This is a genomic window from Ruegeria sp. YTSA064, assembly GCF_059610325.1.
Window position 1 is genome coordinate 163,124 of the sequence record NZ_JBXWNK010000008.1, and the last position, 14,565, is coordinate 177,688.

Here is a 14,565-nt window from a genome sequence, read left to right on the forward strand (position 1 = left end):
CTATTAGTGAGCCCGCTGGGGCAGGTCGTCTTTGATGTCATAGTAATCGCCCTTGTCCGCCACGAAGATGTGCTGGGCGAGTTTCAACCCGGTCGGCTCATCCAAAGAGCCCACGGAAATTGCGATCGTGTCCTCGTCATTGTGCTGCCAGAAGAGGAACGAGCCACAAGCGCGGCAGAAGCCGCGCTTGGCAATGTCAGAGGCGCGATACCAGCCCAGCGTTTCGCTGGCGGTAAAGTTGAGATTGTCCTGATGCGTGACGGTCGAGGCCCACAAATGCCCCGACTGTTTGCGGCACTGCCCGCAATGGCAGGCATTTGGTGGCGTGAGGTCTCCGTCAACAACAAAAGCGACCGCGCCGCAAAGGCAGGAACCGGTATGCATGTCTTTATCCCCTCGCTGTCGGCGTAGAGCTGGCCCCCAGCAAAACGCCATAGATGATGAAACAGGTCGCCATCACGCGGCGTACCCAGATATTGAACACCGCCCCCAGTGCGGCCTTGCCCATCAGTGCCCCCAGCAAGGTGAACCCGGTATAGCTGAGTGTCGTGATGACCAGTGCCGTCGGCATGATCACAGCCATCTGTTGCCAGATGGGTACATCCGGCTGCACAAATTGCGAAAACGCCGCGAGGTATCCGGCGACGCTTTTGGGGTTGATCGTGGCGACGGCCAACGCGTGAAAGTAAACATGCCGCGCTGGCCGCTCAGAAGCTGGAGCTGGCTTCGCAGCGTTCATCCAACCGCGAACGCCCATCCAGATCAGAAACCCGGCCCCGATCAACTTGGCGATAAAGAACCCCATTGGCGACGCGGCAATCAACGCAGTAATCCCCACTGCCGAGAGGATCAGGAACGCGCTTGCCTGTGTCAGAATGGCGAGTACGCCCAGCATAGCTTTGGTTAATGGCAGGCTCATACCATTTGAGATGCAGTTGACCGCATTCGGCCCCGGAGTGGTCACAAACACCACCCAGAACAGAGCGAATATGGTCCAGGCTTCAAAACTCATCAGTACACCGGAGGCGCAATGACCCAGATGGCCACCGCGGGTTCGTCAAAGGGGTTGGACCATGTGTAGGGTTCGTGCTTGATCCGGAAGCTGTCACCAGGACCAACCTGAAAACTGCGCGTACCAATCGTCAGTTCCAGACGGCCTGACACCATATAGCCGACTTCCTGTGTCGGCCGGTTTGCTGGCGTCTGCATCTGCGAATGCGGCTCGAATGTTGAATGCACCATCTCGAAATCGTCGGTCAGGTCGGGCGAAAGCAATTCTTCAATCAGACCTTCTTCACCCGAGCCCATCGGACGACGTGATCCGGCCCGCACGACATATCCCTGCTCATCCGCTGGGGCGGCAGAATGAGCAAACAGCATCGACATCGGCACGCCCAAACACTCGGCAATCTGTCGTAGATTCGAGATCGAAGGCTCGGACATGTCTCTTTCGACTTGGCTGAGCCAGCCTACGGACCGATCCAATCGATTAGCGATTTCTGTCAGCGTCAACCCGCGCGCCTTACGGAGCGCGCGCAGGTCGGCACCGAGTGTTGCGCTGTGGGGGGCCTGAGAGTTCAATTTGCGCTCCGAGTTAGCGTGAAATTTTTTCTTACTTTTTCACGGTGCCTCGAATCGGTGAAATTTCCAAGCATTTTTTCACTTGGGTCCGCAAAAATAGTTGGCTATGCACGGTCCATGTGGATTGCCGTAATCTATCTTTGGGCCATTAACGCCCTAACCATATTGATCTTTGGTTGGGACAAGTTGCGTGCACGCCGCAGAAAGCGGCGCATTCCTGAGCGGCGCTTGTTGTGGTTGGCAGCTCTCGGCGGCAGTCTGGCCGCGCTTCTTGGGCGCTGGATATTTGGACACAAGACACGCAAGCGTGGATTTTCCACGTGGCTTTATGCCATTACCGCGTGTCACGCCGGGCTTTGCTATCTGATCGTCTCTCACGACCTCGGGGCGCTATTGCAATAGATGCAGATTCCTAGCGCGCAAAAACACCCGCGAGAATGGAGCCAAGCGCAACCACATCATCCTCGGTAAACGCATCAGGTTGATCGCTGTCGATATCAAACACTGCGATAACGTCTCCGTTAGCGTCCCGCACGGGCAGCACCAACTCGGATCGTGTGGATGATGCACAGGCGATATGGCCCGGGAAGGCGTCGACATCCGGGACCAATTGAATCTGCCCTGTCCGGGCAGCCGCGCCACAAACGCCCCGTTCGAAAGGGATCACTAGGCAGCCGTGCCCACCTTGATAGGGTCCGATTTTCAACACCTCGGGCTCGGTCACGCGATAAAACCCTGTCCAGTCGAAACGGTCGTCAGAGTGATGCACTTCGCATGCCACCGTGGCCATCAGCGCAACCTCGTCGGTTTCACCTTCGGTCAAGGCGGCAATGGTTTTGGCGAGTGTGTCGTAATCGGCTGTCATGTTGATGGACCTTGCATCCGGGGAACTGCGGGCGCTGCCGCCAATTCCCCGAAGTATTTGCAAAAAGTCAAAGCGTCAAACGCGTTCTATTGCTATGGCCGTCCCTTCTCCGCCACCGATGCAGATTGCCGCGACACCGCGCTTGAGGTCCCGTTTTTCCAACGCGTTGAGCAGCGTGACCATGATCCGGGCCCCGGAGGCGCCAATCGGATGACCAAGCGCACATGCGCCGCCATTCACGTTCACGATCTCACGGGACAAGCCCATTTCGTGCATGAAGGCCATGGGCACAACAGCGAAGGCTTCGTTGACTTCCCACAGATCGACATCCTCTTTCTTCCAACCGATACGATCCAACAATTTCTGCGCGGCAGGGACCGGAGCAGTTGTGAACAACCCCGGCGCTTGAGCATGGCTGGCGTGACCAAGGATTCGCGCACGCACGGTCAGGTTCTGCTTTTCCGCCTCCTCAGCCGAAGCAAGCACAAGGGCGGCTGCACCATCCGAGATCGAAGAAGAATTGGCCGCCGTTACCGTTCCATCCTCGCGAAAGGCTGGTTTCAGCGTGGGTATCTTCTCGGGCCGCGCCGACTGTGGTTGCTCATCTGCATCCAGCACGACCTCTCCCTTGCGGGTTTGAATCGAGACCGAGGTAATCTCTTGATCAAAGGCATTATTTTCCTGCGCTGACAGAGCGTTCGAAAGCGATCGCAGAGCGTATTCGTCCTGCGCCTCGCGCGTGAACTGGTAGGATTCGGCGCAGTCTTCGGCGAACGTGCCCATGAGGCGGCCTTTGTCATAGGCGTCCTCAAGCCCGTCCAGAAACATGTGATCAACCACCTGCCCGTGCCCGATCCGTGCCCCACCGCGCATCTTGGGCAGAAGGTAGGGTGCATTAGTCATGCTCTCCATCCCGCCAGCGACCATTGTCTGAGTATGGCCCAAAGCGATCTGGTCAAACGCAATCATTGCGGCCTTCATGCCGGAGCCGCACATTTTGTTAAGCGTTGTGGCGGGCACCTCTTCACCCAAGCCCGCCGCAAATCCCGCTTGGCGCGCAGGGGCTTGGCCCTGACCCGCTGGAAGGACGCAGCCCATCAGCACTTCATCAACAGTATCGGCCCCTGCACCTTTCAACGCGGCACGGATTGCAGCACCACCCAAATCCGCCGCAGTGACGCCGTCAAACATTCCCTGAAATCCACCCATTGGCGTGCGTGCGGCCCCCGCGATCACAACTTCGTTCATCCGGAATCTCCTTCGTGCTTTCTCGACCATGGATACCGAATGGTAAGAATTACCGTCTAGCGTATTTCTACGATCAAATTGCAATACGAAGGGCGGTTGACCATGGGGCTCAGCAGCGGCACGACCGGCGAGACACAAGTAATATCCGTTCACTGCGACCGCATAGATGCCGCAATGGCGATTCAATTCAAAGAAGCCATGCGGGCAGAAACACAAACCGGTGCGAAACGAATTGTTCTGGATTTGTCATCGGTAGAATTCATAGACTCCAGTGGCCTGGGGGCCATTGTCGCCTCAATGAAACAACTGGGCGACGGGCAACGCCTGGACTTGGCAGGACCCCGCCCGATTGTTGAAAAAGTGTTTCGTCTTACGCGTATGGATACCGTTTTCAGGTTGTTCGCTTCGCTGGATGAAGCGATATGCGCAGGGGCGGATTGACGACCGGCAGGAGTAAGTCGCTGTGGGCGCCAATTGCAAACAAGATTGTCTCAATTTGAGCTTTCCTGCGACCCAGGTTCAGGCCTCCGAAGGGATAGCTATTTTAAGTGCCCGACTGGAAAAACACGGCTTGCCGGAAAGTAAAGCTGACGATGTTAGAATTGCGCTCACCGAAGCCATAAACAATGTGGTTGAACACGCCTATGCCGAGATCTCCCCGACTGACATTAGAATTAATTGCTCTTTGTGCGCAAAAGAACTGATAGTCCAAATTTTTGACTCCGGCGATCCAATGCCCGGTTTGCGTGTGCCAAGCAGCCACCCGGCACCCGTCGACACAGATTTGGAGAACCTTCCTGAAGGCGGCTTTGGCTGGTACCTGATTCACCGACTTAGCAGCGACATTCAGTATGAGCGCAAAGACGGAGTTAATCTGCTCTACCTTCGCTTCAACTTTGACACGCCACACTGATCGGCACCAAATGGCCACAATAACGCCCAGATCGAACCATTGTCGCGCCGCAAACAAAGATCATAAACAAGGGGTAGCTCAGATAGCTTCCCTCGGCGCCTAGCGTCACAGCCCCCACCCAGTGAACGGCGCCGAGGAACCTCCTTCCTGAAATTGTTGGACAATTTTATCCCAAGCCCTAGTCTCGGCCTGACTACGGAAGAGGTACGCAATGCGCGATCTGCACAAGCCCGGACGGTCTGAAGTTCTGGCAACCGAAGGAATGTGTGCCACATCACATCCACTGGCCGCCAAAACAGCATTGGACATTCTTGAACAAGGCGGTAACGCGATGGATGCCGCCATTGCGGGTGCTGTGCTTCTGGGTATTTGCGAGCCACAGATGACCGGCTTAGGTGGCGATTGCTTTGTTCTGTATAACCGCGCAGGTGAAAACACGGTGCGTGCACTAAACGGCTCAGGTCGTGCCGCGACGGATGCTGATGCGGGGGCATTGCGTGATCGCGGACTAAGCTCCGTCCCTCTGACCAGCCCCGATGCGGTGACTATTCCTGGTGCCGTTGAGGCCTTTTGCCGATTGGCACAATCGGAGGGGCGATTGGGGCTGGAAGCGATCCTGCGACCGGCCATCCACTATGCTGAAATTGGCGTACCAGTTGCGCCGCGCGTAGCGTTTGATTGGCAAAACAGCGCCGCGACCCTGCAAGGTGCCGCACGGGATCACTATCTGAGGGATGGCAAACCCCTGCAAACCGGTCAGATTTTTCGGGCACCGGGCCAGGCAGAGGTACTGCGCCGTGTGGCACGACACGGGCATGACGCGTTTTATAACGGTGAGATTGCCGAAGACATGCTGGCGGTCTTATCAGAACTTGGAGGCACACACACAGTACAAGATTTCGCGGCGGTTCAGAGTGACGAAGCGTCGCCTGTTCGTGGAGATTACGCAGGTGTCGATCTGTACGAACATCCTCCAAACGGTCAGGGCGCCACCGCAATCCTTTTGCTAAACATCCTGAAACATTTTGATTTGGCAGCACTCGACCCATTGGGGGCCGAGCGGGTGCATATCGAGGCCGAGGCCACCAAACTGGCCTATGACGCCCGCAACCGGTTCATTGCCGACCCCGATCATAGCAGCCGGATGGCGCATTTCCTTGCCCCAGAAACCGCTGCAAGCCTGGCTGCCCTCATAGACCCGAAACGCGCTATGCCCGCAGCCGCCCCTCTGACTGAATCCGTGCACAAGGACACCGTCTATATCACTGTCGTTGACCGGGATCGCATGGCGGTTTCGCTGATCTATTCGATCTACCATGGGTTCGGCTCGGGCATTGCTTCCGAGAAGTTCGGAATATTGCTGCAGAACAGGGGGGCCGGGTTTAATCTTGAACCTGGACATCCGAATGAGTTGGCAGGTGGGAAGCGTCCTATGCACACCATCATTCCCGGCCTTTTGCGGGAAAATGGCCGGATAACGATGCCCTTTGGCGTCATGGGTGGTGCCTATCAACCGACCGGCCATGCCCGGCTTGTATCAAACCTGACGGATTTCAAGATGGAGATGCAGCAGGCCATTGACACCCCCCGCGCGTTTGCGGATGGAGGTGTATTAAAAATGGAACGCGGCTATTCTGACCCAATCAAACAACAATTATCCGATATGGGGCACATCATTGAGGTTCTGGAAACACCCCTCGGGGGCGCGCAAGCCATTCGAATCTGTGACACAGGCATCTTGATAGGGGCAAGTGACCCGCGTAAAGACGGCTGCGCCCTTGGATACTAAACACTTAGAATACAGCTACGGAATTCAGTTCAACTGAAAATGTAACGGGTATGATCCGTCCTGAAACGGGCCGAACATATTGGGGATGTCGGGGTGATCAACGGGCTCACCCGATTGGTCTTCGATCAGATTTTGTTCTGAAACATAAGCCACATAGAAGGATTGGTCGTTCTCAGCTAGCAGGTGATAGAACGGCTGATCTTTCAGAGGGCGGCTATCTTCGGGGATGGCTTGATACCATTCTTCTGAATTCGAAAATTCCGGATCGACATCAAAAATTACCCCTCGAAAAGGGTGTCTTTTATGTCGAACCACCTGTCCCAGGCGGTACTTGGCTTGTGTCTTTAACATTGTTTCGGCCCCCAAAGAGGTTACTACCTCTTTTCGGGCGGAAAAGCCAATCATTGAGTGGAAATTCGGGGAAACAGTCTGTGCACCTACTACTGACAGTGTTCGAAATCGTGGCCCCTGTGTTCCTTTTGGCTGGGATCGGGTTCGCATGGGTTAGGCTTGGATTTGAGTATCGGCTACAGTTTGTAACGCGTCTTGCGGTCACACTTGCGGTGCCCAGTCTGATTTTTGTCGCCCTGATGCAGACCAATATTCCCGGTGGGGATCTGACCCGGTTCACCATTGCGGCAATTGCGGCCCATATCGCGCTGGCAGCAGTGTTTTGGGCCTTTGTGCGATTGACCAGAATGGAGCAACGCACTTATCTGGCACCGCTTATCTTTGGAAATACCGGCAATCTTGGGCTACCGCTTTGCATATTTGCATTTGGTCAGGCAGGATTGGGTTATGCGGTGATATTTTTGGCAGTGACCGCTCTGTTCTCATTCACCTACGGAATCTATCTGGTCGCCGGGCGCGGAGCATTTGGCAAGGTTCTGCGCGAACCCATGGTTTGGGCCACGTTGCTGGGGGCCTTGTTTCTTTGGCGTGGGTGGCAAACACCTCTGTTTCTGACCAACACGCTGGAATTGCTGGGTCAGATGGCGATTCCGATGATGCTGATTACACTGGGCGTAGCGATTGCCCGACTGACAACCCAAAAATTGCAACAGGCGATTTGGCTTTCTCTGCTCAAGCTTTCTGTGTGCTTCGGGCTCGGCTGGGCTTTTGCCGCCGGTTTTGGGTTGGGGCCTGTGGCTTTTGGAGTGTTGGTCTTGCAGATGTGCACGCCGGTCGCCGTGACATCATACCTGCTGGCGGAAAGGTTCGAGGCTGATTCCGACGCCGTTGCCGGTATGGTTATGGTCTCGACGATGTTGTCTGTTGCAGCACTACCTCTAATTCTCGCTATTATTCTGTAACGATTGTGATTTCCAAAATGCTCAATCTGCGCTAGAATAAAGAAAAAAGGCACGAGGCACATGAGCAGATTTCTTTTCGTACTCTTCGGGGTGCTGCTTTTGGCATCCTGTGGTGGCGGGTCGAAGCAGCCGCCAAGCAGATTGAATGACGCGTGCAGCATTGCGCGCGAAAAGCCCGACTATATCAAGGCCTTCAAAAGCACCGAGCGCAAATGGGGCGTTCCGGTCCACGTTCAGATGGCGACAATTTATCAGGAAAGCCGGTATAGGCACGACGCACGCACCCCGCACAAATATGTGCTGGGTGTTATTCCGATGGGTCGTCAAAGCAGCGCCTACGGTTATGGCCAGGCGCTTGATGGCACCTGGGAGCAGTATCAGCGCGAAACCGGTAAACGCCGCGCCAAGCGGGATCGCATTCGCGATGCGTCAGATTTCATCGGCTGGTACATGAACAAAAGCTATGAGCGGAACGGCATCCACCCCAGCGACACACGCAACCAGTATCTGGCCTATCACGAAGGTCATACAGGTTACGCACGCGGCAGCTACAACAGCAAGTCATGGCTGCTGAATGTGGCGAGTGATGTGGACGCCCGCGCAGAGCTGTATCAGGCCCAGTTGGCGAATTGCCGATATTGAACCTGTCGGATCAGCGATCGCTTGACCCGATTCTGGCCTTGTTAGAAAACACATTTGAATCGAGGGTCCCACCCTCGATCAGAGGCCCAAGCAGAACGGTCGTCTGACTGCCTGCGTTGTCGTGTATCACCCATTTGCGCAGCTCAACCGGATCGGAAGTAAACATCAGTTCGATCCGGCCGCTTTCAGGGTTCTTGGGGTCCTGAGCCGTGACAATCGTAGCTGTTCCGTCAAAGTCGTGACCCACGACCATGTTGGCTTGTGCAAGATTGACATTGCGCGCCAAGACCAGAGACAGTGGGGTACGTTTCAAAGGGTACTGCTCGGGCGGTTGGTTCGATTTGGGGTCGAATATCTGCACTGTTCCGGCCCGTGCCAAAACCACCGCGTCATTTGGCGGATCATATTCAAACCGCATCTTACCCGGACGCTGCAACCACAGCTTTCCGGTGCTTAATGAGCCATCATCGTTTACTTGCGTGAACGTGGTCTGAACCGTTTTCAACTGATTCAGATAGTTAGAAATCTGCGACAGCGGCAGCTTGTCCGCCGCCCATGCGGCGGGTGCGGCCAGTGTCAGAGCAAGGGCAAAAGCAATCTGTTTCATACGCCCCAGATAAGCGTTCTGCCCTTGTTATTAAATATCCTATTGCTCGGGGACGAGGATTTCGCGTTTACCCACATGATTTGCCCCGGAAACAACGCCTTGATCCTCCATTTGCTCAACAAGCCGTGCCGCTTTGTTATAGCCAATGGCGAGTTTCCGCTGAATGTACGAGGTCGAGCATTTGCGATCCTTGATCACAATCGCCACCGCCTGATCATAAAGGGCGTCTTCACCGTTGGTGTTACCGCCAGTATTCAGACCCAGAACCGCGTCGATATTGTCGGCTTTGTCCTCGGCCGGACCTTCCAAAACGGTGCCGACATATTCCGGCGGGCCGAACTGCTTCAGGTGATTGACGATCTCTTCGACCTCTTCATCTGAGACAAACGGGCCGTGGCAACGGGTAATCTTGGCACCGCCAGCCATATACAGCATGTCGCCCTGCCCCAGCAGCTGTTCGGCGCCCATCTCGCCCAGAATGGTGCGACTGTCGACTTTCGAAGTTACCTGGAATGAAATCCGTGTCGGGAAGTTCGCTTTGATCGTGCCGGTGATCACATCGACCGAGGGGCGCTGCGTGGCCATGATCAGGTGAATACCTGAGGCACGCGCCATCTGCGCCAGACGCTGGATGCAGGCCTCAATTTCTTTACCTGCGACCATCATCAGGTCGGCCATCTCATCGACGATGACGACGATATAAGGCATTGCCTCAGGCGCGAATTCCTCGGTCTCGAACATCGGCTCACCGGTTTCATCGTCGAATCCGGTCTGGACCGTGCGGCTGAACATCTCTCCCTTGGCCAGCGCGTCCTTCACGCGGCCATTGTAGCCCGCGATGTTGCGCACACCCATCTTGGACATCTTGCGATAGCGATCCTCCATCTCGCCCACGACCCATTTTAAGGCCACGACCGCCTTTTTCGGGTCAGTCACAACGGGTGAGAGTAGATGCGGAATACCGTCATAAACGGACAGTTCCAACATCTTCGGGTCAATCATGATCAGGCGGCATTCATCCGGCGTCAGCTTATAAAGCAGCGACAGGATCATCGTGTTGATCGCTACCGACTTACCGGAACCGGTTGTACCAGCAATCAGTAGATGAGGCATCTTTGCGAGGTTCGCTACGACGGACTCACCGCCGATATCCTTACCTAACGCCAGTGGCAGGGCGTGATTGCCATCACCGAAATCACGGCTGGCGAGGATCTCGCGCAGCACCACCATCTCACGATTTTCATTCGGCAGTTCGATCCCAATGACCGAGCGCCCCGGCAGAGTCGACACCCGCGCCGACAAGGCCGACATCGAGCGCGCGATATCGTCCGCCAAACCAATCACGCGGCTGGCCTTCAGGCCCGGAGCCGGTTCAAGTTCGTACATGGTGACCACAGGGCCAGGGCGGACGCTGACGATCTCACCCTTGACGCCATAATCATCCAGTACGTTTTCCAGCATCCGCGCATTTTCCTCCAGCGCCTCATCACTCAGGTGATGACGCTGAATGCTGGCCGGGTTTGACAACAAGCCCAGCGGTGGCAGTTCGAAATCGGAATGCCGCTCCTCAAATGAAAGTGTCGGCTGCGCCTCGGCCTGTGCCCGGCGCGAAGGCGGCGGAGTGCGGCGAACCGGCTGAGCCACTACGGGCTTACGCGGTTCTGCCACCGGTATCTTAACCGCCTGCCGTGGTTGCGGCGCTTGTTCAGGGGCATCCTCAAACACTGCCTCGTCTTCATAGTCCGGTTCGGCCACAAAATCAGCCTGAGCCAAATAAGACGCCTCAGAACCAGCAGTCATCGGTGGTTCGGGGGGCAAACCGGCAGATGTCATCGGAGGCTCAGGTGGCAATTCATCTGCCACGCCAGAGTTCAATATCAGCGGATCCGGACCCCTACCCCGCCCTTTGGTCAATGGCAGACTCGGATCAGGTTCAGGCGTCAGCTCCCCTGCCGCGACCTTACGATTGCGTACCGCAGCCGAAATCTTGGACCGAATACGATCCTCGCCGGGCATATCGTAATAGCCTTCGACAGCGACGTTTTCGATCAACTCGGGTTCGGGCATCGGTTCGGGGCGGCGGATCAGCGATGGCATCCGCGCCAGAAGACCTGTCTTAGCTGCGGGCTCCTGAACTTCAGGCTCAGGGTCTTCAAAAACAGGATCTGCATAGGCCAGATCATCATCAAAATCCGCCTGCACCGCTACTGCGCGTTCTGCTTTACGCTCGGCCCACTGCGCTTTTCGATCGCGCGCGGCCTGCGCGGTCGCGGTCGCCCCTCGGCCCAGCGCATTCATCAGCAAGTCATAAGCCATGACCAGCCCCAACAAGAAGGCCCGGAAACCATTGCGCACATCGACTTTGGTAAAACCCAACACGAAAACGCCCAGCGCTAGCATCCCAACCGCCATCGCAAGCGACATCAGCTTGACAAGAAAATGTGAAGAGATCGGCAACAGCGTCAACAAAGCGCCCATCACCGTGTCACCAAACAGACCGCCCAGCCCATAGCTATGCGTAGCCCGCCACTCGACACCCGGCACCAGCGTCGCTGCGTATACGGCCAGAACTGCAATCCAGATCGGAGCGAAAATCAAACGGGCAATGGCGCGATCTTCGCCAAAATGACCAGCAAAGCGCACGCCCCAGGTGACCAATACCAGCGCGACACCCAGGCTGCCCCACCCCACGATCATGAACAACGGTGCGGCGATCGAGGCCCCGATGCGCCCCATCCAATTCTGCACAGGTGCGTCGGTTGAGACCATCCAGTTCGGATCGTCAGGCGTATAGGACCATACCATCGCGGCCGCTGCGAGCCCCAACAAGATCAGAGCGATCCCGATCAGTTCCTTACTGCGCCGTTCGATGGCGGCCTGCGTGGTGCTGTCCAGCAGCGGGTCACGGTTGCGCGCGTTCAATGATGCCATTTTGCCCTCGTACCTCACGAATAGATGCAGTCGCGGAGCGTGATCAGCCCGCGCTTCATCTCTGTTTTTGGAGCCACCATAGCGACCCTGATAAATTGCTCGCCCGGGTTTTGCCCCGGATCACCTTGGGAAAGATATGCGCCCGGCAGAACCCGAACGCCGGTTTCCTGCCAAAGCTTCAATGCGGTTTCTTCGCCGTTTTCGACCGGCAGCCACAGGAAGAACCCGGCCTCAGGCGGCATGTAACCCTGCACACCTGCAAAGACCTCATCCGCGATTGCGTATTTCTCCTGATAGAGAGCGCGGTTCTCCTGCACGTGCACCTCATCGGCCCAGACTTTGGCGGCGGCGGCCTGCAACGGTGCAGGCAAGGGTGCACCCGCATAGCTGCGCAACAGCTTGACCTGTTTTATTGTTTCAGGCCCACCCGCGATCAGCCCGGACCGCAATCCGGCCAGATTTGATCGCTTGGACAGTGAGTTGAACAGAGTAACCCGCTCGGGATCAGCACCCAGCTCCTGTGCAACGGTCAGCGCACCGACCGGAGCGGTGTCGCGGTAGATCTCGGAGTAACACTCATCGGCAAAGATGCGAAAATCGTATTTCTCGGCCAATTGGATCAGTTCAGCCCAATAGTCTCGCGATGCGACCGCCCCCTGAGGGTTCGCGGGTGAACAGATATAGGCGACGGCCGTGCGATTCATCACCTCTTCGGGCAAACTGGTGTAGTCCGGCAAATGGTCAGTTGCGGCGGTTGCGGACACAAAATAGGGCTGCGCTCCGACCGAGATCGAGGCGACCATGTAGACCTGATAAAACGGGTTAGGGCACAGAATGATCGGCTGCTGGCCATTCTTCTGTTCAGGGCACAGTGCCATCGCAGCATTGTACAACCCCTCGCGGGTGCCGTTCAGAGCCATCACATTGGTATCTGCGCCCATTGACACGCCATAGCGGCGGTTGACCCAGTCAGCGATTGCAGCGCGCAATTCGGGCGAGCCCTCGTTTGGCGGATAGCCTTGAAATCCGGCGGCGTTTTCCATGATCACGTCGGTTACCCAGGGCGGGAAATCGTGCTTGGGCTCGCCAATGGTCATGTGAACGATATCACCACCCGGTTGATGATGATCCAACAGGGCGCGCAGACGCGGGAATGCATATTCCGGTAGGTTCGAAAACCGCTCGGGGTAATTCATCATACTGCCTCAATATCGGGGTCATTTTGCGCCCCGTTTCTTGGCAGATTACAGATCGACCCGGGTCTCGTCCAGACAAAGAGGTTCCGAATCAGGGGATTGTGGCATTCAGGTCAAAGCACCTTCGGCGGCTGATCCGAGCCGTAACAGGGCCTCTTCCGACCCCGGATAGCCCAGCATCATCAGCCCGCAACCGGGTGTTCCCGTGGGCAAAGTCAACGCCGCAAGCCCCATCAGATTTCCAATCCTTGTATTTCGGAGGGCCAAGAGATTTTCGGTGACATAGTAGTCATGATCATTCATCAGCCGGTCGAGATTGGGCGGTAGGATCGGCGCCGTCGGCGCAAGCACCGCGTCAAACCCGGCGGTCGCCGCGTCCCAGGCCTGACGGCAGGCAGTCAGCTTTGACCAGGCAGCCACGTAATCTGGGCCGGTATAGGCTTTGCCCATGCGGAACCGTTCCAGGATTTCGGGATACATCGCTTCAGGGTTCGCTTCGATCACGTCGCGCCACAGACCATAGGCTTCGGTCGTATAAAGCACACCTGACAGTCCCATCGCATCGTTCAACTCGGGCACTTCAAGCGGAACAATCTCGGCCCCGGCCTCTTTCAGACGCACTAGCGCCTCATCATAGGCCTTGGCAGGTGCCTCGCGCAGATCATCTTTGGCCACGTTCTGCAAATCAGCAAAGCGGCGACCTTTCAAAGAGGCCCCGCGCAGATCAGCCGGGGCTGTGCCCTCCAGTGCAGCCAGCATATGAGCGGCATCCTCAACAGACCTTGTCAAAGGCCCAACCGTATCGAATTTCAGGCAGAGCGGTACGACGCCTTCGAGGCTAACGCGCCCCGCCGTGGTTTTGAGCCCCACAAGATCGTTCCATGCAGAAGGAATGCGCACCGATCCACCCGTGTCTGATCCGATGCCACCAGCCGCAAGACCCCATGCCACCGAGGCCCCTGCCCCTGAGGATGAACCTCCGGGCACGGCCTCTTCGTCATTCACACACGGAGGTGTGGCCGTCACAGGGTTGAGGCCCAAACCCGAAAACGCCAATTCGCTCATATGCGTTTTGCCCAGACAGACCGTGCCCATTGCTGTCGCGTTCCGTACCACCTGCGCGTCAGATTCGGGAACGCGGCCTTTTAGCAGGGCCGAACCTGCCTCGGTTCCGACGCCTGCCGTGTCAAACAGGTCTTTCCAGCTGATCGGAACCCCATCCAGCAATGATCGACGCAGGCCAAGTTTGACCCGCTCTTGAGCTGCTTGTGCCTCGGCGCGGGCGCGGTCGTGGGTAACACAGGCGTAAATGCGATCGCGATGTGGATGGGCGTCAATCGCGCTCAGATATGTTTCGGTAAGTTCAACCGGATCGATCTGCCCCATTCCGATACCACGGCCCAAATCACATGCCGTCATGGTCAGCCAGTCTTGCATCCGGTCCCCTCCAGTTAATTCCGTGTCCGGACGGTAGCGACAG

At 56.6% G+C, this 14,565-nt stretch carries 16 protein-coding genes; 6 read left to right on the forward strand and 10 right to left on the reverse strand.

The window, feature by feature from the left end; translation table 11 throughout:
* Positions 1-3: 3 nt before the first annotated feature.
* The 3 genes from AC2FI7_RS13820 to AC2FI7_RS13830 are packed head-to-tail and all read right to left on the reverse strand — an operon-like array spanning position 4 to position 1,581.
* Positions 4-384 carry a GFA family protein gene (locus AC2FI7_RS13820; protein ID WP_029621880.1) on the reverse strand — a complete coding sequence of 127 codons (381 nt, stop codon included), beginning with the start codon at positions 382-384 and terminating at the stop codon, positions 4-6.
* Between the two features lie 4 nt (positions 385-388).
* Positions 389-1,012 (reverse strand): LysE family translocator, encoded by a 624-nt coding sequence (locus AC2FI7_RS13825; RefSeq protein WP_010440850.1) that lies wholly within the window; start codon positions 1,010-1,012, stop codon positions 389-391.
* Positions 1,012-1,581: a helix-turn-helix domain-containing protein gene (locus AC2FI7_RS13830; RefSeq protein ID WP_496816191.1), complete on the reverse strand. Its 570-nt coding sequence runs from the start codon at positions 1,579-1,581 to the stop codon at positions 1,012-1,014. Before AC2FI7_RS13830 ends, AC2FI7_RS13825 begins: the two co-directional genes overlap by 1 nt.
* Positions 1,582-1,698: 117 nt before the next feature.
* On the opposite strand from AC2FI7_RS13830, the gene AC2FI7_RS13835 reads away from it, so the two are divergent.
* The gene (locus AC2FI7_RS13835) at positions 1,699-1,983 is read left to right on the forward strand and encodes a DUF1294 domain-containing protein (RefSeq protein WP_170476242.1); all 285 of its coding nucleotides are present in this window, start codon (positions 1,699-1,701) and stop codon (positions 1,981-1,983) included.
* Between the two features lie 10 nt (positions 1,984-1,993).
* On the opposite strand, the gene AC2FI7_RS13840 is transcribed toward AC2FI7_RS13835, so the two are convergent.
* The gene (locus AC2FI7_RS13840; protein WP_010440843.1) at positions 1,994-2,446 is read right to left on the reverse strand and encodes a GAF domain-containing protein; all 453 of its coding nucleotides are present in this window, start codon (positions 2,444-2,446) and stop codon (positions 1,994-1,996) included.
* Between the two features lie 75 nt (positions 2,447-2,521).
* Complete coding sequence (locus AC2FI7_RS13845; protein WP_010440841.1) at positions 2,522-3,694, reverse strand: thiolase family protein; 1,173 nt, start codon at positions 3,692-3,694, stop codon at positions 2,522-2,524.
* Positions 3,695-3,796: 102 nt separating this feature from the next.
* Here AC2FI7_RS13845 and AC2FI7_RS13850 point away from each other — a divergent pair, with 102 nt between their 5' ends.
* The 3 genes from AC2FI7_RS13850 to AC2FI7_RS13860 all read left to right on the forward strand — a co-directional run bounded on the left by AC2FI7_RS13850 (position 3,797) and on the right by AC2FI7_RS13860 (position 6,396).
* Positions 3,797-4,135 carry an STAS domain-containing protein gene (locus AC2FI7_RS13850; protein ID WP_319545414.1) on the forward strand — a complete coding sequence of 113 codons (339 nt, stop codon included), beginning with the start codon at positions 3,797-3,799 and terminating at the stop codon, positions 4,133-4,135.
* Between the two features lie 22 nt (positions 4,136-4,157).
* Positions 4,158-4,607, forward strand: coding sequence for an ATP-binding protein (locus AC2FI7_RS13855; RefSeq protein ID WP_010440837.1), 450 nt, complete (start codon positions 4,158-4,160; stop codon positions 4,605-4,607).
* A 211-nt stretch (positions 4,608-4,818) separates the two neighbouring features.
* Complete coding sequence (locus tag AC2FI7_RS13860; protein WP_010440835.1) at positions 4,819-6,396, forward strand: gamma-glutamyltransferase family protein; 1,578 nt, start codon at positions 4,819-4,821, stop codon at positions 6,394-6,396.
* Positions 6,397-6,420: 24 nt separating this feature from the next.
* Here AC2FI7_RS13860 and hspQ read toward each other — a convergent pair whose 3' ends face one another.
* Positions 6,421-6,747, reverse strand: coding sequence for a heat shock protein HspQ (hspQ, locus tag AC2FI7_RS13865; RefSeq protein WP_010440833.1), 327 nt, complete (start codon positions 6,745-6,747; stop codon positions 6,421-6,423).
* A gap of 80 nt (positions 6,748-6,827) precedes the next feature.
* On the opposite strand from hspQ, the gene AC2FI7_RS13870 reads away from it, so the two are divergent.
* Both AC2FI7_RS13870 and AC2FI7_RS13875 read left to right on the forward strand, forming a co-directional pair.
* Positions 6,828-7,709, forward strand: a complete 882-nt coding sequence (locus AC2FI7_RS13870) for an AEC family transporter (RefSeq protein WP_010440831.1) — start codon at positions 6,828-6,830, stop codon at positions 7,707-7,709.
* A 60-nt stretch (positions 7,710-7,769) separates the two neighbouring features.
* A complete protein-coding gene (locus tag AC2FI7_RS13875) occupies positions 7,770-8,351 on the forward strand; it encodes a transglycosylase SLT domain-containing protein (protein WP_010440829.1) in 582 nt (193 codons plus the stop codon).
* Positions 8,352-8,361: 10 nt separating this feature from the next.
* Here the strand turns inward: AC2FI7_RS13875 and AC2FI7_RS13880 are convergent, their stop codons facing one another.
* The 4 genes from AC2FI7_RS13880 to AC2FI7_RS13895 all read right to left on the reverse strand — a co-directional run bounded on the left by AC2FI7_RS13880 (position 8,362) and on the right by AC2FI7_RS13895 (position 14,522).
* Positions 8,362-8,958, reverse strand: a complete 597-nt coding sequence (locus AC2FI7_RS13880; protein ID WP_010440826.1) for a LolA family protein — start codon at positions 8,956-8,958, stop codon at positions 8,362-8,364.
* Between the two features lie 39 nt (positions 8,959-8,997).
* Complete coding sequence (locus AC2FI7_RS13885; protein WP_010440824.1) at positions 8,998-11,889, reverse strand: DNA translocase FtsK; 2,892 nt, start codon at positions 11,887-11,889, stop codon at positions 8,998-9,000.
* A 14-nt stretch (positions 11,890-11,903) separates the two neighbouring features.
* On the reverse strand, positions 11,904-13,085 hold the full coding sequence (locus AC2FI7_RS13890; RefSeq protein ID WP_010440822.1) for an aminotransferase class I/II-fold pyridoxal phosphate-dependent enzyme: 1,182 nt from the start codon (positions 13,083-13,085) through the stop codon (positions 11,904-11,906).
* Between the two features lie 108 nt (positions 13,086-13,193).
* Positions 13,194-14,522, reverse strand: a complete 1,329-nt coding sequence (locus AC2FI7_RS13895; RefSeq protein ID WP_010440821.1) for an amidase — start codon at positions 14,520-14,522, stop codon at positions 13,194-13,196.
* Positions 14,523-14,565: the final 43 nt, after the last annotated feature.